This window comes from Sorangium sp. So ce124 (assembly GCF_051525235.1).
Lineage (GTDB): Bacteria > Myxococcota_A > Polyangia > Polyangiales > Polyangiaceae > Sorangium > Sorangium atrum.
In genome coordinates this window covers 2,043,671-2,067,392 of the sequence record NZ_CP150312.1, presented here as the reverse complement: position 1 = coordinate 2,067,392, position 23,722 = coordinate 2,043,671, and the positions used below count along the sequence as shown (strand labels likewise).

The window sequence follows — 23,722 nt, the reverse complement described above, 5'->3', positions numbered from 1 at the left end:
AGCCAGACGTCTGGCCACGGACAGCCAGGCCGCTCTTCTGGAGCAGACAGCGGCGAGCACTCGCCCGTCAGTTCAGCACGACGCGGACGAGCGCGAACTCCGACCCGAACCAGCCGCTCGTCGGCCGCGAGTACGTGATGTACTGCACCCGACCGCCGTCCTCCTCGTACTCCACGTGGTGGACCGCGTCGTAGGGCGCGTGCTCCTCGGGGGCCGTGTACAGGGTGGACTCGTCCGACCAAGGGCCGGTGAGGTCCGGGGCGGTGCGCGCCACGATCCGGTGGTCGAACGGGGGCGCGTAGACCGCGAGCCACGCCCCGAGGTGCTCACAGTACGAGACGGACATGATGGGCGCGCCGTCGAACAGCTCGGCGGCATCCCCGGCGTCGTCGCTCCAGCCATCGCCGTCGAAGTAGCGGAAGGCACCTCGGTCGACGGGCGTCTCGAGCGGCACGCGCGCGAGGCGGCACGGCTTGGACAGGCTGCCGTCGCACGCGAAGGTGTACAGGTCGTCGCCGTGGGCGACCAGCGCGGCACCCCAGCCTGGCTCGCCTTCCCCGAAGAGCAGGTCGGGGTGCTCCGCGCTCGCGTCCACGATCGGCCGCTCCGGCGCCTCGTCGAGGCCCTCCCAGATCGCGAACGACTGGCCCACGCCGCGGAAATTGAAGTCGCCCGGCTCCGCATAGATGAGGCCATACGGGATCAAAGCGCGGTCGCGCGCCGCATCGAACACCGGCGCCCCGGGCCACACGGCCCAGCGGGCGCCGCACGGCGCCTCGGCGCAGTCATCGCCGGCGTGAGCGTCGTTGAACGCCTGCTCGTCCGCGGTGGGCGCGATGAAGTACCCCGGCGCCCCCACGCTGTCGGCCGGCGAGGAGAAGCCACCGATGCCGTCGGACGCGTCGAGATCGTCCGAGATGTCGAACGAGTTATGGTGCCAGTTCGTCCCGGCCTCATCAGCCTGCGTGAGAACGGTGTCGCCATAGACCCAGACCGACTTGCCCCACACGACAGCGCTGTCTCCACCGTCGCGCCCTTCGATCCACGCCCCCTTCTCGACGACGCCGATCTCCTCGGCAGACTCGACGCCTGGGCCCGGCTCCCCGCCACACGCCGCGAGGACCAGGTGCGCGAGGGCGATGGGGACAGAACGGGCGGGCGTGAGGGATAGGCGTAGGGAGCTCATGACGCCATCATCCCACGGAAGGGGACGGCGCAGCTCACCACGTGCTCGATGGGCAGCTCGACGAAGAAAGTCGAACCCGCGCCGAGCGCGCTCTCGACCCGGATCGAGCCGCCGTGGGCCTCGACGATCTGCCTGGCGACGAAGAGACCGATGCCCACGCCGGCGTAGTCGCGCGACGACACGGCGCGCTCGAACCGCTCGAAGATCCGCGCCGTGTTCTCCGGGGCGATGCCGATTCCGTGATCGCGCACCGCGATCACGGCCGCGTCCCCGCGCCGCTGTACGCTGATCTCGACGGGGGCGTTCGCGCCATACTTCAGCGCGTTGGACACGAGGTTCGTCACGACCTGCTCGATCCGCAGCGCGTCCCAGCGACCGAGGATCTCGCGCTCGACGCGCAGAGACAGCGAGCAGCCCGCCTGCGCCAGCACCACCTGGAGGGGCTCGACGGCCTGGCGCACCACCTCGGCGAGATTGACCCTCTCCGGCTCGAGCTCGAGACGACCCGCCTTGATGCGCGACAGATCGAGCAGCTGATCGACCAACCGCGTCAGCCGCGCGACCTGCCGAAGGCTCCCCTCCACCGCTCGGGCGGTGCGGTCGTTCTGGAGGGTCGCTGGCTCGCCGCCGCCAGGCTTGCGCTGCAGCGCCTGCAGCGTGAGCTGGAGCGCGGCGATCGGCGTTCGGAGCTCGTGGGACGCGATGGAGAGGAACTCGTCTCTCTCTCGGACGGCAGCCTGGGCGGCCTCCTCACGGAGAGCGAGTCGGCCGCGATCTTCTACGGCCCTCCCCCGAGCCCGATCGATGCATTCCAACGCGGCAGCGCTCTTCCAGATGTGGCGCACGATGAGGACGACGCAGCCGACGACGAGGAGCGACGACTCGAACGCCGAATCGTAGAGGCCGAGCTTCCGCCCCTTCACGATCGCCCAGCCGAGGATGAACGGCGCGCCGAACGCGGCGACAAGCAGTCGGCGCGCCATCACGCCGCCGGCCCCCGCGCTGTTCAACAGCTCGACGCCGCTCAGCTCGGGCCGCGCGCACAGGGCGCCGGCAGACACCACCAGAAAGAGCAGCGCCGTATGCAACGCCATCTCGGTCGTCGCTCCGACGCCATAAAGATACCCGACCCCGAGCACATATCCGAGCACCGCCAGCTGCCCGAGCAACGCGATGAGCACGACCATCGCGAAGAAGAGCCGGCGGACGCGCCGCGCCTTCGCGTCGAGCAGACACAGCGCCGAGCCGAGGAGGACAAAGCAGAGGGCCGTCGTGATAGCCATTCTGCCGAGGTGAGGGGTGCCGACGGCGCCCGGCCCTTCCCGGAAGAGAATCTGATCGATATGGAGCGGCTTGTTCAGCGCGTATTCCAGGCACGTGAGCAGCCCGATGAGAGCGACTCCGCCGGCGCACACCCGCGAGAGCAGACGCGTCCGCAAGCTCGATCCCGCGCAGCGATAGAGCCACAGCGACGCGCCGGCGGCAAGGAAGGCCAGCGCCGTGTTCACCTTCATGGTCACGAATGTCGGGTGGACACTCTTGAGAACCTGAACATCGAGCCACCAGCCCACCAGGACAGCCCCAGCGGTCACGACGGTGAGGGCGCTCGCGGCTCGTGGGATGATCCCAATCCAGTCGAGCAGAGGTGGACCAGGAAGCGCGCGCGGGCAGCCAGGCTCGTCCAGTCCGCTGCTTCGCCCGCCCGCTTTCGACGTCATCGATCACGTAGATTGTCTTCGAACACCGCGATGCGCAACGTGCGAGGAGTCGCGCGCTGCCCTCTCGTCACGCCGCCCAGCGCCGCGCTCTACGAGTTTTTTTGGCATCTTCGGGTCTGCGATTTGCGCAGGGGCAGCCCAGGCGAAACGGCGGTGTCCGTCCGGCTGCAGATGGAGCGGCAGAGGTCGCGTATTGCTGCGGCGCGCCGAGCACCACGCAGATGGCCGTCGCCCTCCCCGGCCGGACCTTTATCGCCAGCGCCCGCGGACTCAGGCCATCCGTCGGACCATCTTCGTGTGCGGGATCCCCGCCTCGTCGAAGATCGGCCCCTCCTCGACGAAGCCGAGCTTGCGATAGAACGCCGCTGCAGAGACCTGGGCGTTCAGGATCAGCGCGCGCGCGCCCTCTGCGCCGGCGACGCGGATCGCCTCCTCCATCAGCCGCCGCCCGAGGCCCGCGCCGCGAAGGTCTCTCCTGACGGCCACGCGGCCCACCTTGAGCGCGCCCTCGTACGGCACGATGCGCATCGTCGCGACGACCTCGCCGCCGTCGAGGACGACGAAGTGCCGCGCGACGGCGTCGAGCTCGTCGATCTCGATGTCCTCGGGCACGGACTGCTCGACGACGAAGACCTCGCGCCGGAGGCGGAGCGCGCCGGCGTAGAGCGGCGAATCGCTGCGGATCGGTAGGACGTCGCCGGCCATCCCCGCTTCGTGCGCCGTCCCTGGCGGCGCGTCCACCCGATTCAGCGCGCCTTTTGGCTGCTCTCCGCAGACGCCCCGACCTCGGAAGAGCTAGCCTGATCGGACCGTGAAGATCATGACCTTCAACATCCTCTTCGGCGGCGAGGATCGGTTCGAGGCGATCCTCGCGATCGTCGCCGCCGCGCGCCCGGATCTGCTCGTGCTCCAGGAGTGCGTGGGCTGGGAGGACGGCGCCCGGCTCCGGGCCGTCGCCGAGGCGATCGGCGCGCCCGCCGGCGAGCGGCACGCCGTCCTGGGCAACGCCAACCCGCGGCCGAACGGGAGGCGCAACCACGTCGCCGTCGTCAGCCGGGCGCCGCTCGCCGGCGCAAGCGTGCACGCGCCCGAGACGCTGGCCCACTGCCTCGTCGAGGTCGAGCTCTCGCTCGACGGCGAGCCGCTCGTGGTGCTCGGCACCCACCTCAACGCCGGCAGCGAGGATCGCCGGCTCACCGAGGCGCGCTGGCTGCTCTCGCTCGTGCCCCCCGCCCGGTTCGCCGCGGGCCTCTGGGCGCTCGCGGGCGACCTCAACGCGCTGTCGCGCCGCGACCCCTACCCCGCGGACCTCGGCGCGCGCCTCGCGGCGGCCGGCATCGAGAAGTACGGCAGCCCGCCGCGGTTCGACACGATGGATTCGATCGAGGCGTTCGGCTGGGCCGACGCCCTTCTCCAGAGGCCGCGCTCCTCGCGCTGGTTCACCGCGCTGCGCGGGCGCGACGGCGCGCAGGTGGAGACGCGGACCGACTACGTGCTGCTGTCGCCGCGGCTCGCCGGCCGGCTCGCGCAGGCCGACGTCATCGACGTCGGCGCCGCGTCCGACCACCACGCGGTCATCGCCGAGCTCTCCTGACGCGCCGCCTTTCGGCTACGCTCGCCGCGCGACCTCTCGCAGGAGGGAGCAGGAGGAGAAGCGAGCGTGGTGGATCCGCCGATCATGGACCGTGCGCCCCGGGACGACGCGGCGGCGCGACGCGATCGCCTGCTCGCGGCGCTGCTCCGCGGGCCGGACGCCCTCGTGCTGCTCCGCTGCGACGCGAGGCTGGCGCTCCTCGCCGGCAGGGCGGCGCCCCTCCAGATCGCGCTCGTCACGGCGCCAGGGGATCTCTCGGCCGACGAGATCCACGCCCTGCTCGAGCCGCTCGTGAAGGCGGTGCAGCCCGGCGGACCGCCGACGCACGTCGTGCTCGTGGGCGGCGCCGCTGCCCCAGGCCGGGCCGCGCTCGCCAAGGTGGCGCCGCTGGTGCAGCTCGTGCGGATGGGCTTCCACCACCTCGACGCGGCGGGCGAGCTCGCGCGCGTGAAGGGGCAGGCCCTGCCGGCCCTCGATCGGGCCTACGAGCGCCTCGCCGAGGTGGGCCCGATCGAGCCTGACGCCCTCGTGGAGGCGCTCGCCGAGGGGCACGCGCTGGCGCAGCAGGAGCGCGCGATCGTCGACCGGCTGAGGGGCAGCCGCCGCGTCACCGCGACGCTCATGATCGCGTGCGCCGTGCTCCTCGCCGTGAGCTACGCCTTCGGCTCGGGCACCCACGAGGCGGCGCTGTGGCGCATGGGCGCCAACAGCGGCGAGGCGGTGCGCCGTGGGGAGCTCTACCGGCTCCTCGCCTCGGCGTTCCTGCACGCCGACCCGATGCACCTCTTCGTCAACATGCTGGCGCTCTGGTCGTTCGGCCCGATGCTTGAGGCGCTCTTCGGCCCGCGGCGCTTCCTGCTGCTCTACGGGGCCTCGGCGCTGGGCGGGTCGCTCGCGAGCGCGATGCTGGAGGACCGGTGGAGCGTCGGCGCGTCGGGCGCGATCTGGGGTCTCATGACGGCCGGCATCGGCGTCGCGCTCCGGCCGCACGGGCTCCTGCCCCCCGCGATGATCGCGCAGATGCGCAGCCGCGCGTGGCTGCCGCTCGGGCTCAACCTCGTCTACAGCTTCCAGCCCGGCGTCGATCTGCTCGCGCACCTGGGCGGCGGCGTCGTCGGCTTCGCGCTCGTCGTCACGGTCCTCCCCCGCGGCCTCACGCCCGTGGATCAGCGCGAGCGCGCGGCGGACGCCGAGCCGAGGCAGCGCCCCTTCCTCACGGCCGCGGCCGCCCTGGCGGCCGCGGCGATGGCGCTGTCCGTGGCGACGGCGTTCGCCGCCGGCCGCCCGTGGGAGCTCCGCGCGCCGCCGGTGCTGACGCGCACCGCGGTCGCGGACACGGGCGTCGCCCTGGACCTGCCAGAGGCGCTCGCGAGCGCCGCGTCCGTGGAGGAGCTGGCCGGCGTCCGCTTCCACGCGTACGGGAAGCTGCCCCGGACGCCCGTCGTGTTCCGGGTCGCCGTCTTCCCGCTCGAGGGCGCGGTGCCGCCCGAGCAGCTGGACGCCCTCCTCGAGCAGGAGCGCAAGGTGCTCGACGAGCAACGGCCGGCGAACACCGTGACGAAGGGCCCGGCGACGCGCGTCATGCTGGGCGGGCGGCCGGCGGTGAGCGTGAAGAACGGGCTCAAGAACGGGGTGCAGATGGTGAGCTACGTCGTGGTGCTCGGGGATCGCGAGGTGATGCTCCAGGCCTACTCGACGGCGGATCGGCCGGCGACGTGGGAAGGGATCGAGGACAAAGTGGCGGCGACGATCCGGGCGCAGTAGTACGCGGCTGGCGCCGTGAGCAAACCACCTTGCGGAGATCGCGATCCCGTGGAGCACATGAATTCTCTGATGCAGCCGATCGGCCACCCCCTCCCCGGCTGGACGCCGCGGCCGCTGCCGCCGCGCGAGATCCTGCTCGGGCGCACGTGCCGACTCGAGCCGATCGATCCCGAGAGGCACGCGGCGGACCTCCATGCGGCCAACCTCACGGACGCGGAGGGGCGAGGCTGGACCTACCTGCCCTATGGCCCGTTCGCGACCCTCTCGGACTACCGCGCCTGGATGGACGCCACGTGCCTGGGTGATGATCCGCTGTTCCATGCGATCATCGACGCGACGACCGGACGGGCGATCGGCGTCGCGGCCTACCTGCGGATCGACCCCAAGAGCGGGGTCATCGAGGTCGGACACCTCAGGTACTCACCGCTCCTTCAGAGGACGCCTGCGGCGACGGAGGCCATGTACCTCATGATGCGGCGGGCGTTCGACGAGCTCGGCTACCGGCGCTACGAGTGGAAGTGCGACGCGCTCAACGCGGGCTCGCGGGCGGCGGCGCTGAGGCTCGGGTTCCGCTTCGAAGGCGTGTTCCGGCAGGCCGCGGTGGTCAAGGGGCGCACCCGCGACACCGCGTGGCACGCGATCATCGACAAGGAGTGGCCGGCGGCGAAGGCGGCGTTCGAGCGCTGGCTCGATCCATCGAACTTCGACGGCGCGGGCCGCCAGCGGCAGAGCCTCTCCGCGCTGATGGGCGCGGAGGAGCGGCGGTAAGCGGGGGTCACCGGGCGAGGGCGAGGCGGCGCCGCGTCGCCCGGTGGTAGGGCACTTTGGCCGAAGGTGTGTTCTTTTGACCGCCAAGGCGCCATAAGACGCCAAGAAAACAATAATCATCTTGGCGTCTTATGGCGTCTTGGCGGTTCCATCATTCCGGCAGGATGGCGGGAGTTCCCCCGAAGTTCAAGGAGCTGCTCGTATGCGCCTTCGAACGACGCAAGGCTTTCGAGGACTTCCCGAAGGTCAAGGGCGCCCGCGGATCCGTTCCCAGAGCACCTTGGCGCCGCCCGCGACAGCCACCAGGCCGGCGACGACGAGCTTCTTGCTGGCGAGCAGCAGGGCGAAAAGCCCCTTGAACAGCCCCGCCTTGGCCGCCACCTTGCCCGCGACCAGGGCGCCGATGCCGTACACGGCCACCTGGTCGATCTTCTCGTCGAAGTCCTCGTAGCGGTTGCCGGGCTTGAACTCGACGAACTTCAGCACGCTCTGCATCTCGCCCCGCACGGTCGCGAGCTGCTTCATGCCGGAGACGGCGTTCAGCTCGAGCACGCCTTTGCGCCCGAGCACGCGGATCGAGTAGTTGAGCGTGTGGTGCTCGTTCCCCACGAACTCGAGCTCCTTGGCCCAGTACAGCTTCTTCGTCGCAGGATCGTAGTGAGGCGGCTCGGCCCAGCCGATCAGGCGCACGGCGGGGAAGCCCGCCTTCTGGCGCTCCAGGTTCCCCTCGCCGGTGTCCTTCTGCATCTCGGCCAGGAGCTCGCCGAAATCGATGTCCTTCGCGTCATCGTCGTCGACGTGGCCCTCCTCCACGTAGCTGATCACGACCCCCCACGAGTCGTCCGCGATCGGGCTCAGGCCGGCCGGGAACAGCATGCCGAGCGCTTCGGACCCCGGAGGATTGCCCCAGGCCTCGAGCACCTTCCTGGTGCCTTCCGGGCCCGTGAAGCGGAACGCCTCCGGCACGTCGAGCTCGGCCAGGTTGTCGCCGACCGTGACCTTCCCGCTCTGGAGCTTCAGCTCGGCATCGAACTTCTGCATCGCCGCGGCGATCTCCTCCGCCGTCGGCTCCCGCGCTGCGTCGCCGGATGGCTCCGCCGCAGCCGGCTGCGCGGCCCCCGCGGGCACGGCGCTCGCCGCTCCGGCCGCGGCCCCCGCGGGCGCGGCAGGGCTCGGGTCCCCGGCCGCGGCGAGCGCGCTCGCGCCGAGCACCAGGGCCACCGAAGCGATCGAAGCGAGTCGACGATTGGACATTTTCCCCACTCCTGACGGAACACCCTGCCGCCTTCGAGAATAATCGGGGCATTCAACCAGAGTGCTCCATGGCGCACAAGCGCAGCGGGGCGCTCCCGCAGGCTGTGGAGAAGGCAGCTCCTTCAATGCATGGATAAGTTGTTGATGCAGTGTCATTTTTCCAGGAGGGGGCGTGGCGCGTCAGAAACGTGCTTTCGCCGCGAGTGCACTACATCCGATTCCCTTCGCCAAGCACCGCTATGGACATGCGGCGCATGATCCGGCTGGGTGCACGACACCTTCCGGCCAGATGCATCCAGTCGACCTGCGCGTGACTGCCCGGAGCAATCCGCCACCGCGAAGGCGACGGCCTCCCCCAGGCGGGCGCACACGGGATGGCTCAGCGCTCCCCGGCGAGCTCGACCCCTCCCCGACCGCCGCGCCGGCCCCCTTCCCGCCCGCAACGCGCGCCGCCTGGCCGTCGGCGCCCCTGCGCCCTACCTTGATCGCCATGAAGAAGCTCCGTATCGATGTCTGGTCCGACATCGCGTGCCCCTGGTGCTACGTCGGCAAGCGCCGGCTCGAGGCCGCGCTCGCCAGGTTCCCGCGCCGGGATGCGGTCGAGGTCGTCTGGCGCGCGTTCGAGCTCGACCCCTCGGCGAAGCGCGTCCTCGACACCGAGGTCTCCTACGCCGGGCGCCTCGCGAGGAAATACGGCGTGCCCGTCGCCAAGGCCGAGGCCATGATCCAGCAGATGACCGAGGTGGGCGCGGCGGACGGCCTCGATCTCCGCTTCGACAAGGTCCGGCCCGGGAACACCTTCGACGCGCACCGCGTGCTCCACCTCGCGGCCGAGCGCGGCGCGCAGGACGCCGTGAAGGAGCGGCTGCTCCGCGGCTACATGACCGAGGGCGAGGCGATCGGCGAGCCGGAGGTGCTCGCGCGCCTCGCCGGCGAGGCGGGGCTCGACCCGGACGAGGTCCGCGCGGCGCTCGCGAGCGACGCCCACGCGCGCGAGGTGCGGGCCGACGAGGCCGAGGCGCGCGAGATCGGCATCACGGGCGTCCCCTTCTTCGCGTTCGGCGGGCGGTACGGCGTCTCCGGCGCGCAGCCGGCCGAGGCCCTCCTCGGCGTGCTCCAGAAGGCGTGGGACGAGGCGGCCGACGCGCCCGAGCAGGCGTTCGCCGAGGGGGCGGCCTGCGGACCGGACGGGTGCGCATGAGCCGCCGGGCGTGATAGAGCTGCGCGGCGGATGTCGATTCAATGGTATCCAGGCCACATGACCAAGGCTCGGCGCACGATCGCCGAGTCGATGCCGTCGCAGGACGTCGTCATCGAGGTGCTCGACGCCCGGATGCCGCTGGCCAGCGAGAACCCCGTCCTGGCCGAGCTGCGCGGCCAGAAGCCGTGCATCAAGGTCCTGAACAAGAGCGATCTGGCGGACCCGGCCGTCACCACGGCGTGGCTCCGCTACTTCGAGGCGGAGCGCGCCGCGCCTCCTGACGAGGCAGAGCGCGGCGCCTCGCCGGGGGGCCAGGTGCTCGCGATCGCGATCTCCGCGAGCCAGTCGTCCGAGGCGCGGCGCCGGATCCCGGAGCTCTGCAAGCGCCTCGCGCCCCCCAAGAACGGCCCCGGCAAGGTGGTGCGGGCCATGATCGTGGGGATCCCCAACGTCGGCAAATCGACGCTCATCAACGCGCTCATGGAGCGCAAGGTGGCCAAGGTCGGCGACGAGCCCGCGGTCACGAAGAGCCAGCAGCTCGTCACGTTGAAGACCGGCATGGCCATCTCCGACAACCCGGGGATCCTCTGGCCCAAGATCGACGACGAGTCGGCCTCGTTCCGCCTGGCCGTGGGCGGGGCGATCCCCGACACGGCCATCGATTATCAGAGCGTCGCCCTGTTCGCGGCGGGGTACTTCCTGCGGCGCTACCCCGAGCTCCTCGTCGCCCGCTACAAGCTGAAGGAGCTGCCGGAGACGGCCGCCGCGCTGATCGAGGAGATCGGCCGCCGCCGCGGCTGCCTGCGCAGCGGCGGGTCGGTGGACCTGCACAAGGCGTCGGACATCCTCGTCCACGACTTCCGCGCCGGTCGGCTCGGGCGCATCAGCCTGGAAGAGCCGCCGGGGCTGGAGTCGCCGTCGGGGATCGAAGAGAGCGCGTGAGCCGCGGCGCAGCGTCGCCGGCCAGGCTGGCCGATCGACGTGGGCGCCCAGGATCTTCGACCCGAAGGCCGCCGACGCCCGCTACGATGCCCACGCGACGGCTGCCGTGCGGCGCCGCCAGTGACGTTCGCCACGCTCCCCGCTCCCCACGCTCCCTACCCATTCACCCGACGAGGACCTCACTCCATGGCCGGAAGCAGCCTGCTCGCCCTGATCGACGACATCGCCACCGTGCTGGACGACGTTGCCGTGCTGACGAAGGTGGCCGCCAAGAAGACCGCCGGCGTGCTGGGCGACGATCTGGCGCTGAACGCGCAGCAGGTGACGGGCGTCAACGCCGATCGCGAGCTGCCGGTCGTGCTGGCCGTGGCGAAGGGCTCGCTGCTCAACAAGGCCATCCTTGTGCCGGCGGCGCTGGCGATCAGCGCCTTCGCGCCCTGGGCCGTCACGCCCCTGCTGATGGTCGGCGGCGCCTTCCTCTGTTACGAGGGCTTCGAGAAGGTCGCCCACAAGGTGCTGCACAGCAAGCACGAGGACGAGGCGCACCGCGCCGAGCGCGTGCAGGCGCTCTCCGATCCGAAGATCGACCTCGTGGAGTTCGAGAGGGAGAAGATCAAGGGCGCGGTGCGCACCGACTTCATCCTGTCGGCCGAGATCATCGCGATCACGCTCGGCACCGTGGCGGCGTCGCCGTTCAGCACGCAGGTCGCCGTGCTGAGCGGTATCGCCGTGCTGATGACGGTGGGCGTCTACGGCCTGGTCGCAGGCATCGTGAAGCTCGACGACGCCGGCCTCTACCTGAGCCGCCAGGACGGCGGTCTGCAGCAGTCGCTGGGCAGCGGCATCCTGAAGGCGGCGCCGTGGCTGATGAAGGGCCTGTCGGTCGCCGGCACGGCGGCGATGTTCCTGGTCGGCGGCGGCATCCTGACGCACGGCGTGCCGTGGCTGCACCACCACATCGAGGACATGACCCAGGGCGCCGGCGCCGTGCTCGGCGCGGTGGTGCCGTCGCTCGCCAACATGGTCGTCGGCGTCGCGGCCGGCGCGGTCGTGCTGGGCGTCGTGACCGCGGTGAAGCAGGCGATGACGCGCGAGAAGGACGATCACTGACCCTGGAGCGCGGGTTCGCGGCGCCTGGAGCGCGGGCTCGCGGCGCCTGGAGCGCGGGCTCGCGCCGCGCAGGTCAGCCCTGTCCGGACCGCACAAGGGCCGCGAGCAGCCGATCGAGCGCCGCGGCCGGATCGGCGCCGAGGCCCGCGTGGACACGCGAGGGCTGGACGACAGTGCTCGCCGGGGACACCACCCAGCCGAAGCGCTCGGCCTGGGGGAGTTCGGCGACGTACCCGCACGCCCGATCGCCGGCGCAGACGCGGCGGATGAAGTCGAGGTGGCCGCGGACCGCCTCCAGGTCGAGATCGGGCCAGAGGGCGAGCAGGCGCCGCTCGTCGGGCTCGAAGCGCGCGTCGAGGAAGCCCCGGGCGCGGCAGAAGAGGACCACCCCGACGTTGACGCGCTCGCCGCGCTCCACGCGCGGGACCACACGCAGCACGGCGTAGTCGAACGGGTCGGCGGCGGCGGGCGCGCCCAAAGGGCTACCGCCGGGCACGGGCGGCATCGAGCGCCTCCTCGACGAAGCCCCGCGGCGACGCGAGGCGGTGGGTCAGGTAGACGGCGTACGCCGCGCGGCGCGCCGCGACCGGCGCGGCGTCGGGCTGCGGCGCCTCGGCCGCGTCGGGCGAGAACGCGGACCGCCGCTCGCCAGAGGACCGGGCGCGGGGGTCCTGATCGGCCAGCCACGCGTCCGGGATCGCGTCGACGATCCCCGCGATGCGCTCGGGGGTGAGCCGGGCGCTCAGCGCGGCGTCGGCCTCGGCGAGATCGCCCGCGAACGGGAGCAGGACATGGCTCTTGATGAGCGGGAAGCGGTCGTGGGCGTCGGCGCGCGGGTCGGTCGCGTCGGTCCAGGCGTGGTGGACATAGAGCGCCGCGCCGTGGTCGATCAGCCAGAGGCGGCGGTGCCACAGGAGCAGGTTGGGGTTCTTGGGCGTCCGGTCCACGTTGCTCGTGAAGGCGTCGAACCAGACGACGGCGGCCGCAAGCCCCGGGTCGATCGCCGGGCCGGCGAGCGGCTGGAACGCGAGCGACCCGGGCAGGTAGTCGAGGGCGAGGTTCAGGCCGGCGCTCGCCGAGAGCAGGTCGGACAGCTCCGGATCCGGCTCGGCCCGCCCGAAGGCGGGGTCGAGCTCCATGAAGACGATCTCCGGCACCGGCAGCCCCAGCGCGCGCCCGATCTCCCCGGCGACGAGCTCCGCGATGAGCGCCTTCGGCCCCTGACCGGCGCCGCGGAGCTTCAGGACATAGAGCCCGTCGTCATCGGCCTCGACGAGGGCCGGCAGCGACCCGCCCTCGCGGAGCGGGGTGACGTAGCGGGTCGTGTGGACGGTTCGGATCATGCCGCAGCAGCGTAGCGGGTGGTGAGGGAAGTTCCCCGCCCTGCCGGAAGGGTGAGACCGCCAAGACGCCATAAGACGCCAAGATTTTTGTGTTTTCTTGGCGTCTTTGGCGCGCTTGGCGGTTCAAAAGACCCCGCCTTCGGCCAGAGCCCTCACCCCCGCAGTTGCGTGAGACGGGGAAGTCTGGGTCGAGCTGGAGCGCACCGGGAAGCGCGCCCTCGATGATCGATGAGGCGGCCCGGCGCTCGCTCCGCGCATCAGCGCGAGAGCGAGCGCCGCAGGCCATCGTCGATCACTCGCCGAGGGGATCCAGCCTCGAGCCGAGCACGGCCTGGTAATCGCCGAGCAGGAAGCCCTGCAGGCCGTCCGTGAACTCGAACGGACCGATCACATGAACCACCTCGCTGCTCGCGCCGCCGGCGCCGCCCTCACCGGTGGCGTCCGCCGAGCCGCCCTCGCCGCTCGTGCCGCCAGCGCCGCCCTCACCGGTGGCGCCCGCCGAGCCGCCCTCGCCGCTCGTGCCGCCAGTGCCGCCCGAGCCGCCCTCACCGCTCGTGCCACCCGCGCCGCCGGCGCCACCCTCGCCGCCGGCACCGCCCGCGCCGCCGGCACCGCCCGAACCGCTCGTGCTAGCCGACCTCGTGACGGTGATGGAGTCGATATAGACGATGGTCGGGTTGGCCCAGGGCCCCTCGGCACCTGCGTCGACCTTGACGCCGATGCGCCTCACCTTGGTGCTATCGAATTTTCCCCCAGCAGTGGCATCGGCCGCATCGGAGGCATCGACGTCGATGGTGAGGTCGGTCCACTCTTTCAGGTCGCTGAAGCTCGTCCACGCCCAGGGGACGCCCGCCCAGGTCTGGTCATCGCCGTTCTGCACGAAGACCTGCAGACCACCGCCGGTGGCGGCATGAGCCTTCACACGGAACGTGACGGTAGCGCCGGTCAGGTCGACCAGCTGAGGGAAGTCGAATTGGAACAGCGTCCCCGTGGAAGCCATGGTGAGCGGCACAGCCAGCCGGGCGCAACCCGAGCAGCTCTCCTCCGGACCGGGACCGATGTCGGGGGCGCTGCCGCCCGCGCCGCCCTCGCCGCCGCCCGCACCGCCTTCACCGCCGCCCGCGCCGCCCGCGCCGCCCTCGCCGCCGCCCGCGCCGCCTTCACCGCCGCCCGCGCCGCCCTCGCCGCCGCCCGTGCTCGCCGAGCTGCTGCTGGAGCTCGACGTCGTGCTGGAGGCGGTCCCACCGCCCGCACCGCCCGCACCGCCGCTGCCGGTGGTCTCGTCATCACCGCAACCCGTCATGGCGAATGCGCCAACCAACATCCCGCACATTGCCAAAGAAAGAACTGATCTCATCCTGACCCTCTCCTGATGTGCACCACGAGGCCACGCAGCCCGGGCCTCCGTTCGCCATGGCGGTTGTCACCGCCCGCGAGCTCCTCCGAGCCAGCCGCGTGGCGCAAGTTACCCTGGGCAGAAATTTTTCTCAACAGCCCGAACGTGTGAGCCCGACAACCAGCTCAGCCCCATCGAGGCGCAGCTGTCGAGTCCGCCGGACGAAAGCGCCGCGGCGGGCTCGACAGCCACGCCGCGGCGGAATCGTGCGACACGCCCTCGCCGGGGCGGCCCCTCAGGCCGCGCCCCGGCGCTTCACGTCGTACCGGAGGAGCGACACGCCGTTCGCGTACGACGTCGCGCCGAGGAGCGCCAGCTCGACCTTCGTGGAGCTGTCGCCGAAGAGCCGGATCCCGTGCCCGAAGACGATGGGATTCACCTTGAGGACGAGCCGATCGATGAGATCGTGCTCGAGGAGGAAGCCGGCGAACGCGCCGCCCCCGCAGAGATAGATATCGGCCCCGTCGCCCTCCTTCAGCCGCTTCAGGGCCTCGATCTCGTCACGGCCCACGACCTCCACCTCGGCGCCCTCGCCGAAGCGGAGGGTCTTCGAGAAGATGTAGTGCGCCATGTGCGGGTAGGCTCGCTTCCCCGGGACGAGCCCGAAGGGATAGCCCCACTCGTACGTCCTTCGCCCCATCACGACGGTGTCGTAGCCCTTCAGGCGCTCGACGTAATCGCTGGCGTGCTCTCCTTGCATCACGAAGCCATCCACCGAGCCGTCCTCGTGCGAGATGAAGCCGTCGACCGTCACCGCGACGTCATAGACGATCTTTCTCATTCGAATCCTCCCTGAGACGCTGCCTGAGCTCGCCGTGGGTCGGTCCATCGAGAGCGCCGGGCCTCGGCGCGTCGAGGCCATTCTCATCGCGACGCTCGCGCCGGCGCAACCAGTCGACACAGAAACGACCCCAGGCGAGGTCCGCCATGCTGCCCGTGGTCCGTTCGTCTTCGGGCGAGCAAGAAGGCAGAGGTGCGCCCGAGCGCCGCCGCGTCTGCGTCAAAGGCGAGTGAGGCTCACCGGCACGGGAAGCCGTCGAAGTGGCCGCAAATGGACAGTTCGGTGCGGCCAGCGCCCACGGATAGATCCCACGCGATCGCCGAAGGCGCACCGACGTACGGCTCGACCGTGAGCGTGCCGGTGATGGGATCGGGCTGCAAGCCCATGGCGGCCTGCGCCACGCCGTGCGGCGTCTCGACACCGAGCGTGAACGTTCCCGGTTGCCCGTCCCACCTCACGATCCCGAACACGAGCACATCGTCCTCGATGGTCGCCGGGGCCAGACAGCCGGAGCCGTCCGGCCAGATCTCCACGAAGAGCGTCGGGTTGGCGAGCTCGTCGCCGCAATCGATGTGGCTGTAGGTCCGATCCGGCGGCACCGTCCAAACGGCTGGTGAGGACGAGCTGCTGGTGTCGCTGCTTCCGGCGCCTGGTGCTGACGTTCCGCCGCCGCCGCCGCCGCTCGCGCCATGGCCGTCTTCGGGAACGATGACGGTGCTGTCGCACGCGCTCGCGAAGAGGAGCGCACCCAGGAGGACTACCCACACCATGCGGGCTATAGCATGATCCGCCGACATCCCACAAGCAGCGCCAGGATCGCCGGCTTGCTCGCCTCGGTGAACCGTGACGTGGGCCGGATGCCCGCTCCCTCGGCTGGAGTTGTCACGAGATCAGGCTGTTCGATGTTCTGGCGCGCCTTGCGCGTTTCGCTGCGCGAGGTGCAGCGCGCTCCCCGGCTGGCCCGGGATCACTCGGCGATGTGGGTCAGCAACGAGCCGGCCACCGGCATGTAGTTGCCGACCACCATCGGCTCCACGCCGGTCGTGAACTCGAACGGACCCACCACGTGGATCACCTCTCCACCGGAGCCGCCGCCTTCGCCGCCCGCGCCGCCGACACCGGCCGAGCCGCCTTCGCCGCCCGCGCCGCCGACACCGGTCGTGGCGCCTTCGCCGCCCGCGCCGCCCACGCCGCCCACGCCGGACGTCGCGCCTTCGCCACCAGCGCCGCCCACGCCGGACGTCGCGCCTTCGCCACCAGCGCCGCCCACGCCGCTCGTTCCACCAGCGCCGCCCACGCCGCTCTCACCGCCGGCGCCGACGTCACCGCTCGTTCCACCGGCGCCGCCCACGCCGCTCTCGCCGCCGGCGCCACCATCACCGCTCCACCCGCCGGCGCCGCCCTCACCCTCGCCGCGCTCGCTGCTCGGGTCTCCGGCGCGTCGCGCGGCGCTCGAGCTGCCGGGTTTCGTTACGGTGATGGAGTCGACGTAGATGACGGTCGGGTTGGTCCAGGGCCCGGTGCCGCCCGCCGTGATCTGGAGTCCGATCAGCTTCACCCGCGTGCGGTTGAAGTTGGGACGAGCCGGGGCCAAGGCATCGACATCCACCGTGATCTCATGCCAGTCTGCCAGCCCGGCGATCGGATTCCACGAATAGCCGATGTTCGCATAGGACAGGTCCGCCCCGTTTTGCACGAACGGCTGCACGCCGCCGTTGGTGCCAGCGTGGGATCTCACGCGGAACGTGACCGTGCTCCCCGTCAGATCGACCGGCGAGGCGAACTCGATGAAGAACTGCGTCGCCGTATTCGCGGTCGTGAACGGAACGGACAGCCGAGCGCAACCGGAGCAATGCTCCTCCGGGACCGAGCTGCCGCCGCCTTCACCCGAGCTGCCGCCGCCTTCACCCGAGCTGCCGCCGCCGACACCTGGGCTGTTGCCGCCATCACCCGAACCGCCGCCGTCGCTCGAGCCGCTGCCGCCGTCACCCGAACCGCCGCCGCCGTCGCTCGAGCCGCTGCCGCCCGAACCGCCGCCGCCATCCGCGTTCGAGCCGCCATCACCCGAGCCGCCACCGCCGTCAGAGCCCGAGCTGGTCGAGTTCGACGACGTGCTGGAGTTGGATGAGCTCCCTCCGCCCGTCCCGCCAGCGCCGCCGCTGCCAGTGGACTCGTCGTCACCGCAACCCGTCAGGGCGAACGCGCCAACCAGCAACCCGTACGCAGCAAAAGAAAGTACCGATCTCATTCGGACCCCTCCTGGATAGACCCCCGCGAGGCAGCGCGGCAGATGTCGCCGTTCGCCACCGCGGCTCCTACAGCACTGGAGCTCTTCCGAGCCAGCCCCGCACATCGCGACGTTATCCTGGACAGAAGACTTTCTCAACAGCCCGGACGGGGAAATCCGTCACCGGGTCTCGACGCGTTTGTCGTTCATCGACGCTGGCGCCGCTGCAAGCGTGGCAGCCACATGAGACCACCTGCGGAGTCGAACCCGAGCGCGGCGCAGCGGCCACATACGACCACCTACGGAGTCGAGCAAAGCGGGGCGCGGCAGCCACATGAGACCACCCGCGGAGTCGAGCCCGAGCACAGCGCGGCATCCCGAGAGCGCAAATCAGCGCTCTCTCATGCCAATCGCTTCATCAGCGACCGTCGTCGCCGCGACGACGTCACCGACAGCGCACCTCGTTCATTCAAGGCACCTCCGGACGCGGCAGCGCGCTCGGCTCGTCGAGCGTGCTGAGCCCCTCGCCGTCGCGTCCGGAATCGTCGTCAGATCAGTGCAGATTGATGCTTCATCACGTCTCGTGGGCCTCCCTGACGGGGAACAGCGGACGCCACGGGATAGCCAGAGTCACTGGGCGACGTGGGTCACCGTCGAGCCTTCCACGGGCTGATAATCGTTGACCACCATCGGCTCCTCGCTCGTCGTGAACTCGTACGGACCCCTCACATGAATCACATCGCCGCTGGAGCCGCCGCCTTCGCCGCCTCCGCCACCTTCGCCGCCTCCGCCGCTCGCGCTGCTGCTGCTGCTCGCGCTGCTGCTGCTGCTGCTGCTCGCGCTGCTGCTGCTGCTCGCGCTGCTGCTGCTGCTCGCGCTGCTGCTGCTGCTCGCGCTGCTGCTGCTGCTCGCGCTGCTGCTGCTGCTCGCGCTGCCGCCGCCTTCGCCGCCTTCGCCTCCGGCCCCGGCCACCCCACCCGCGCCGCCGGCGCCGCTCATACCCCCCGCGCCGCCATCGCCGCTGGTGCCGCCCGCGCCTCCGGCGCCGCCCATACCCCCGGCGCCGCCCATACCCCCGGCGCCGCCATCGCCCCCGGCGCCGCCATCGCCCCCGGCGCCGCCATCGCCGCGCTCCCCGCTACGGCCAAAGAAGAAGCGCTGGCTGCTCGGAGCCCCTTCGCCTGTGCCGGGTCTCGTGACCGTGACGTAGTCGACATCGACAACGGTAGGATTGACCCAGGGCCCCGTGTTGCCCGCCGTGACCTGAACCCCGATCATCTCCACCACGGTGCGGTTGAAGTTTCCATTTGTCGGAGCCAGCGCATCGACATCGATCTTGATTTCCTTCCACTGTCCCAGCTCGGCAAGCGGGTTCCACGAGTAGCCGATGTTCGCATAGCCGAGATCACCCCCGTTCTGCACGAACGGCTGCAGACCGCCGCTCGTGCCGGCACGGGTCCTCACGCGGAACGTGACGGTCGCGCCGGTCAGGTCGACCTTCTCGTGGAAGAAGATCATGAACTGCGTGGCCTGCCCCGCCCTCGTGAGCGGCACGGAGAGCCGCGCGCAGCCAGGGCAGCCATCGCCCGGATCAACGACGCCTCCACCCACACCGCTGCCGGTGGCACCACCACCTGCGCCGCCATCACCGGCAGTCGATGCGCTGCTCGAGCTGCTGGCCGCGCCCGTGAAGCCCGTCGACGTGCTCGGGGGGAAGGGGAAGCCCCCGCCCGTGCCGTCCTCGATCGCGGGGTTGTCCGTGCAACCCATCACGGCGAACGCGCCAACCAGCAACCAACACCCCGCCGTAGAACGAACTGTTCTCATCCTAGCCCCTCCTAGATCCATCCCGCGAGGCCCCGCGGCTGCTGCCGCCGTTCGCCTTCAGCGGCTCCGACCGCGCCCGAGCTCCTCCGAGCCAAACCGCACGAGGCGAGACTATCCTGGACAGAGCAACTTCTCAACAACACGGACGTGTGGATCCGTCGTTACAGTTTAGCGCATTACGCGATCACCGACGCCGGCTCCAATGCGCGCGAAGAAGCCACATCATGCCACCTGCGAAGTCGCGTCCGGAGCGCGGGCGCCCCTCGGCGCAGCGGCTGAGCGCCCTTGGCTGCTCGGCCATGGTGCGATGTCGAGGCGACGGCGGCGCGCGATGCGCGCGGTGCCCGCAGCGCGGCGCCATCGGCCGTCGGGGCGCCGGGCTCAGCGCCCGCCCGATGACGGGGCCGCGGTGGGGTGGAGTAGCATCATGGCAATGGCGACCACATAAAACGAGAGGCCGACCAGGAGGAACGCGATGGCGACACGGTAGATCGTGGTCTTGCGATCGCGGTAGGCGAGCGAGGCCAAGAGCCAGCCGCGCAGATCGTCGCCCGGTTGCTGGGTGAGCCAGCGAATGTGCTGCACCCCCCAGACGATCAGGGTCGCGGAGAGCAGGACGATCGCCACGCCGGCGATGATCAGCCCCTGCGCGTGGGGGCTGGTGCCGGCGATGAGGCGGCCCGAGAAGCCGGTCGTGGTGATGACGATGCCGCAGAGGCCGATGAGCACCTGGGCCCGGTTGTGGAGGACGGCGAACTGCCGCTCCAGGATCCCGTGGAGGGCATCCCAGGACCCGGCGCCCACGAGCTCGACGAGCCGGTCCACCTCTTCCTCCCTCGCGATCTTCTTCATGACAGGCGCCCTAGCACTCCGGCGCCCGCGCCTCATCACGTCCCGCCGCGCGCGCGACGAACAGGCCGAACGCCGCGCTCGTGAGCGCGACGAGGAGCGCGCCCGAGGCCCACAGCACCGGACGGTGCCCATAGCGATCGACGCCCATCCCCACGACGGGCCCGAGCAGCACGAAGGCGAGGCGGAAGAGGAAGCTGCGGAGCGAGACGCAGCTCGCGCGATCGCCGTCGGGCGCGAGGCGCTGCTCCTCGTGGTGGAGCAGCGGCATGTGCAGCCCGCGCACGAGCGTGAGCAGGAAATAGAACGCGACGCCGAGCACGTGGCGCGAGAGTGCGAGGCCGAGGTACCCGGCCGCCACCAGGGCGACGCACGCGAGCAGCGTCCCCGTCATGCCGAGGCGGCGGCCGGCGCGCTCGCTCAGCATCGAGCCGAGCGCGGTGGTGAAGCTCGCGACGGCCCACATGGGGCCTATCCACGCGACCGGGGCGCCGGCCTCGGTCGCGTACAGCGCCATGAGCCAGGTCGGCAGGTACGACGCGAGCGCGAGCACGACGCCGAGCAGCAGCACCGCGCGGAAGTCGGCGCGCTCGAACAGCGCGTCGCGCACGATCGCGCGCATGCGGCCCAGGTGGTCCTCGACCTTCGGCTCGGCGCGGCGGGTCTCGCCGAACCGGAGGGCGATCCCCGCCGCGAGCGCCCAGGCCGCGGCCTCCATCGCGAACGGCAGGCGGGACCAGCGCGCGTAAAGGAAGCCCGCGGCGAGCGCGGCGCTCCCCGAGGCGATCTGCGCGATCGAGCGCATGCGGCCGTACCAGCGGGCGAACTCGTGCTCTTTGCCCTGCTCGCGCAGCGAGTCGAAGAGGAGCGCGGAGTCCGCCCCCGAGACAAGGGAGAACCCGACGCCGAGCACGAGCTCGGCGAGCAGCACCGACCAGAGCCCGCGCGCGAGCGCATAGAGGACCCAGCCGGCCAGGATGCAAAAGGAGGCGATCACGAGCGCGCGGCGGTGGCCCAGGCGATCGGCGACGTAGCCGGACGGGAACTCGAAGAGCGCGATGCTCAGGCTGAACGCGCCCTGCACGGCCATCATCGTGGCCACGCTCATGCCGATGTCCTGCGTCCAGAACAGCGGGAAGATGGCCGACGGGAACATCAGCGATTGAACGCCGTGGTAGACGCAGATGCGCCAGGGGTTCTGCCGGACGGACGACATGACAGGGGATCCGGGAGCTCACGCCGCCGCCGGCGCGCCGCCGCCTCGCGTCTAGAACTCGGTTCCGATCATGTACCTGAGTTGCCCCGTCTTCAGCGAGAACACGTAAAGCGCCGTCCAGCTGGCGAAGAAGACGTCGTTCGCCGAGATCGAGATCCCGGACGAGACCTGCGACTTCTTGTGAACCTGCACGTCCCACAGCCGCTTGCCGGTGGCCGCCTCGAAGCAGGCGAGGCGCGTGCCGTCTTTGTGATCCTTCATGTCATAAGGGACGACCAGGAACCCGCCTTCATAGGCCCCCGCCTCCACCCCCGTGGCCCGCGTGGTCAGCGGGTCGACGCCGGGCACCACCGTCTTCCAGAGGACCTTCTTCTTGTCCACCGCGGCCACCATGCCGACCTGGCTGCCCTTGCTGCGGCCGCCGAGCAGGAACCGCGGCCCGGGCCCGCTCGGGATGATCGCGCCGCTCACCGACATGCCCTCGACCTCATGCGACCCGGGCAACCCGAGCTCGTCGAACTCGTGCCAGCGGGCGAACCGATAGCCGGGCGCCTCTTCCTGGATCGAGCTCGGAACCGTCTTGCAGGCCGCGTCCTTCGCGAGCTCGCGCCGCTTCCCGGTCGCCGGCTCGAGCCCGTGCTTCGCGTCGTCGACCGTCTCGACGACGATCACGCCGTCGCCCTGGCACAGCCGCCTCGCCTTCTCGCCGAGCAACGCCGACCACGACGGCGTCCCGGTGCGCAGATCATGGGCCTGCACCTTGCCCAGCGCGTCGATCGAGATCATCCGATCGAAGACGATCGCGCGCCGCGCCTCGTGGTTGGCAGCGTCCTTGGTGAGCGCCGCCGTCTTCCAGATCGGCTTCCCGTCGCGCCCATCGTAGGCCGCGATCCACTCCTCGCCGCCGGGAATGTTGCTCTTGCCGATCACGTCCGGCGCGCCGTCGCCGTTCACGTCGGCGAGCATGGGCCGATCGCTGAAGTACGTTTTCGGTACGACGCCGAGGAGCGGCGTCGACCCACCCCTGGACGGCCCCGGCGCGTTCATCACGAAGGCGCCGGCGGCCGCGCCGACCACGACCATGGCCACGACGACCGACAGCACGATGACCCCCGCGGCGTTGCTGGACGGCGGGGCGACCCGGACGACGTGCATGCCTTGCGGGATCGGCGCGGTGGTCGGCTTCCTGCCGCGATCGACGAGCGACCGCGCGCCGCAGTACTGACAGGTGACTGCATCCATCCCCGCCTGAATCGGCAGCGGGGCGCCGCAGCGCGGGCACCTGGTATCGACGATCCGTGCCATCGTCCCACTCTACACGAGCTGCTCGCCGGATTCGCAACACGTTCGACGCGGTGATCCCGGGGCCTTCACCGGAGCCGCGGATCGCGGGCCCCCTGCGCCGCTCGCCCTCGATCCCCGGTCTCCCCGGCGGTCGACGAGGAGCGCGAGCCCTGGCCCGCGTCGACCGCGCAGGCTCGCTGTGCCCCGCTGGTCCTCCGATCGCCGCGCCCCGTTCCCGCGCTGCCTGGGCGCGTCGCAGCCGCGCGTCAGGCGCTCGCGCTCATTCCGCCTCGCGGGCGAGCTCGGCCGCGACCGGGTCGGCGCCGAGCGGGATCAGGAACTCCAGCTTGTCTGTCGGCAAGTGGCCCTTCATCACCCCTGTGAGCGACTCCTTGGCCTCGGGCGTCAGGCTCTCGCCGCTGGACAGCGATCGCACGGTGTCGCGGTAGAGGTGGAGATAGGCGCGCTGCGGATCGAGCAGCCCCACGGTGCCTTGCTCGCCGTGGCCGGGGTACACGACGGTGTCCGGGCCGAGCTCCTGTTCCAGCGTGTCGAGGTTCCCGAGCCACTCGCCCGAGTGGCCGTCCGACAGGTAGGAGTGCGTGCCGTTGAAGGCGGCATCGCCGATGAAGGCGATCGGCGGATCGGCCTTGATGACCCAGATGCTGTCCGCGTGCGACTCGCCGGGCCCGAGATCCTCGACCTGGAACGAGACGCCGTCGAGCGCGACGGTCTCTCCGGACGCGACGATCCGGCTCGGGAAGGTGCGCGCTGCGGGCCACTCCTCGCCGAACACCGGGGTCCACTGCGCGGCCTTGGCCTCGTCGTCCCGCCGGATCACCTGGTCGACGGCCGCCGTCGCCAGGATGGGCGCGTCGAGCCCGCGAACGAGCTCGGTCACACCGTTGTAGTGATCGGGGTGGCCATGCGTGAGGAGCACGGCGAGGAGCGGTTTACCCAGCCCATCGAGCTTCTGTCGCAGCGCGATGGCGTCGGACACGGTGAGCATCGCGTCGACGGCGACGACCCCGTGCTCGGTCTCGACCAGATAGGCGTTCACATAGATGCCGTTCATCCCTGCGCTCTGCGTATGGATGACGGGCGCGGGCGCCGTCGCCCCGCTCTCTGGGTCCAAGCACCCTCCGGCGAGCAAAGCCGCGGCGACCAGCGCTGTTCCAAAGCTCCGTGACATCGTGTTCTCTCCTCGAGCAGCGAGCCCGCGACGGCCCTCCCTGACCGCGTTCGGAGCGGGCGGCGCCGTC

General features: G+C 71.0%; 21 protein-coding genes. 6 read left to right on the top strand and 15 right to left on the bottom strand.

All coding sequences use genetic code 11. The annotated features are described in order from the left end of the window. Window positions 1-67: 67 nt before the first annotated feature. The 3 genes from WMF19_RS07790 to WMF19_RS07780 form a co-directional block, all read right to left on the bottom strand. On the bottom strand, window positions 68-1,186 hold the full coding sequence (locus WMF19_RS07790) for a DUF4185 domain-containing protein (RefSeq protein ID WP_437898499.1): 1,119 nt from the start codon (window positions 1,184-1,186) through the stop codon (window positions 68-70). Continuing rightward, on the bottom strand, window positions 1,183-2,700 hold the full coding sequence (locus WMF19_RS07785) for a sensor histidine kinase (RefSeq protein ID WP_437898498.1): 1,518 nt from the start codon (window positions 2,698-2,700) through the stop codon (window positions 1,183-1,185). The genes WMF19_RS07790 and WMF19_RS07785 overlap by 4 nt, the downstream gene beginning before the upstream one ends. Before the next feature lie 474 nt (window positions 2,701-3,174). Beyond that, window positions 3,175-3,609 carry a GNAT family N-acetyltransferase gene (locus WMF19_RS07780; RefSeq protein ID WP_437898497.1) on the bottom strand — a complete coding sequence of 145 codons (435 nt, stop codon included), beginning with the start codon at window positions 3,607-3,609 and terminating at the stop codon, window positions 3,175-3,177. A gap of 115 nt (window positions 3,610-3,724) precedes the next feature. Here WMF19_RS07780 and WMF19_RS07775 point away from each other — a divergent pair, with 115 nt between their 5' ends. From WMF19_RS07775 to WMF19_RS07765, 3 genes are all read left to right on the top strand, one after another. Next, window positions 3,725-4,498: an endonuclease/exonuclease/phosphatase family protein gene (locus WMF19_RS07775; protein ID WP_437901604.1), complete on the top strand. Its 774-nt coding sequence runs from the start codon at window positions 3,725-3,727 to the stop codon at window positions 4,496-4,498. Between the two features lie 84 nt (window positions 4,499-4,582). Continuing rightward, on the top strand, window positions 4,583-6,262 hold the full coding sequence (locus tag WMF19_RS07770) for a rhomboid family intramembrane serine protease (protein ID WP_437898496.1): 1,680 nt from the start codon (window positions 4,583-4,585) through the stop codon (window positions 6,260-6,262). Window positions 6,263-6,319: 57 nt separating this feature from the next. Continuing rightward, window positions 6,320-7,030: a GNAT family N-acetyltransferase gene (locus WMF19_RS07765; protein WP_437898495.1), complete on the top strand. Its 711-nt coding sequence runs from the start codon at window positions 6,320-6,322 to the stop codon at window positions 7,028-7,030. Window positions 7,031-7,276: 246 nt separating this feature from the next. Here WMF19_RS07765 and WMF19_RS07760 read toward each other — a convergent pair whose 3' ends face one another. Further along, a complete protein-coding gene (locus WMF19_RS07760) occupies window positions 7,277-8,284 on the bottom strand; it encodes a DUF2167 domain-containing protein (protein ID WP_437898494.1) in 1,008 nt (335 codons plus the stop codon). 490 nt (window positions 8,285-8,774) lie between these two features. Here WMF19_RS07760 and WMF19_RS07755 point away from each other — a divergent pair, with 490 nt between their 5' ends. The 3 genes from WMF19_RS07755 to WMF19_RS07745 all read left to right on the top strand — a co-directional run bounded on the left by WMF19_RS07755 (window position 8,775) and on the right by WMF19_RS07745 (window position 11,537). After that, window positions 8,775-9,485, top strand: a complete 711-nt coding sequence (locus tag WMF19_RS07755; RefSeq protein WP_437898493.1) for a DsbA family oxidoreductase — start codon at window positions 8,775-8,777, stop codon at window positions 9,483-9,485. 30 nt (window positions 9,486-9,515) lie between these two features. Next, window positions 9,516-10,427: a ribosome biogenesis GTPase YlqF gene (ylqF, locus tag WMF19_RS07750; RefSeq protein WP_437898492.1), complete on the top strand. Its 912-nt coding sequence runs from the start codon at window positions 9,516-9,518 to the stop codon at window positions 10,425-10,427. Window positions 10,428-10,613: 186 nt separating this feature from the next. Next, window positions 10,614-11,537, top strand: a complete 924-nt coding sequence (locus tag WMF19_RS07745) for a DUF808 domain-containing protein (protein WP_437898491.1) — start codon at window positions 10,614-10,616, stop codon at window positions 11,535-11,537. A 73-nt stretch (window positions 11,538-11,610) separates the two neighbouring features. Here the strand turns inward: WMF19_RS07745 and WMF19_RS07740 are convergent, their stop codons facing one another. From WMF19_RS07740 to WMF19_RS07690, 11 genes are all read right to left on the bottom strand, one after another. Beyond that, window positions 11,611-12,042 carry a DUF3037 domain-containing protein gene (locus tag WMF19_RS07740; protein ID WP_437898490.1) on the bottom strand — a complete coding sequence of 144 codons (432 nt, stop codon included), beginning with the start codon at window positions 12,040-12,042 and terminating at the stop codon, window positions 11,611-11,613. After that, the gene (locus WMF19_RS07735; RefSeq protein WP_437898489.1) at window positions 12,020-12,880 is read right to left on the bottom strand and encodes a HipA family kinase; all 861 of its coding nucleotides are present in this window, start codon (window positions 12,878-12,880) and stop codon (window positions 12,020-12,022) included. Before WMF19_RS07735 ends, WMF19_RS07740 begins: the two co-directional genes overlap by 23 nt. Window positions 12,881-13,172: 292 nt before the next feature. Next, a complete protein-coding gene (locus tag WMF19_RS07730; RefSeq protein WP_437898488.1) occupies window positions 13,173-14,204 on the bottom strand; it encodes a hypothetical protein in 1,032 nt (343 codons plus the stop codon). Window positions 14,205-14,511: 307 nt separating this feature from the next. Then, window positions 14,512-15,057: a dihydrofolate reductase family protein gene (locus WMF19_RS07725; RefSeq protein WP_437898487.1), complete on the bottom strand. Its 546-nt coding sequence runs from the start codon at window positions 15,055-15,057 to the stop codon at window positions 14,512-14,514. Window positions 15,058-15,293: 236 nt separating this feature from the next. Continuing rightward, complete coding sequence (locus WMF19_RS07720) at window positions 15,294-15,827, bottom strand: hypothetical protein (protein WP_437898486.1); 534 nt, start codon at window positions 15,825-15,827, stop codon at window positions 15,294-15,296. A gap of 197 nt (window positions 15,828-16,024) precedes the next feature. Then, on the bottom strand, window positions 16,025-17,305 hold the full coding sequence (locus WMF19_RS07715) for a hypothetical protein (RefSeq protein ID WP_437898485.1): 1,281 nt from the start codon (window positions 17,303-17,305) through the stop codon (window positions 16,025-16,027). A gap of 609 nt (window positions 17,306-17,914) precedes the next feature. Next, window positions 17,915-19,111 carry a hypothetical protein gene (locus WMF19_RS07710; RefSeq protein WP_437898484.1) on the bottom strand — a complete coding sequence of 399 codons (1,197 nt, stop codon included), beginning with the start codon at window positions 19,109-19,111 and terminating at the stop codon, window positions 17,915-17,917. Window positions 19,112-19,492: 381 nt separating this feature from the next. Further along, window positions 19,493-19,963 carry a hypothetical protein gene (locus WMF19_RS07705; RefSeq protein ID WP_272101033.1) on the bottom strand — a complete coding sequence of 157 codons (471 nt, stop codon included), beginning with the start codon at window positions 19,961-19,963 and terminating at the stop codon, window positions 19,493-19,495. A gap of 10 nt (window positions 19,964-19,973) precedes the next feature. Beyond that, window positions 19,974-21,176 carry an MFS transporter gene (locus tag WMF19_RS07700; RefSeq protein ID WP_437898483.1) on the bottom strand — a complete coding sequence of 401 codons (1,203 nt, stop codon included), beginning with the start codon at window positions 21,174-21,176 and terminating at the stop codon, window positions 19,974-19,976. 51 nt (window positions 21,177-21,227) lie between these two features. Continuing rightward, the gene (locus WMF19_RS07695; RefSeq protein ID WP_437898482.1) at window positions 21,228-22,481 is read right to left on the bottom strand and encodes an outer membrane protein assembly factor BamB family protein; all 1,254 of its coding nucleotides are present in this window, start codon (window positions 22,479-22,481) and stop codon (window positions 21,228-21,230) included. A 259-nt stretch (window positions 22,482-22,740) separates the two neighbouring features. After that, complete coding sequence (locus WMF19_RS07690) at window positions 22,741-23,652, bottom strand: MBL fold metallo-hydrolase (protein WP_437898481.1); 912 nt, start codon at window positions 23,650-23,652, stop codon at window positions 22,741-22,743. Between the last annotated feature and the right edge of the window lie 70 nt (window positions 23,653-23,722).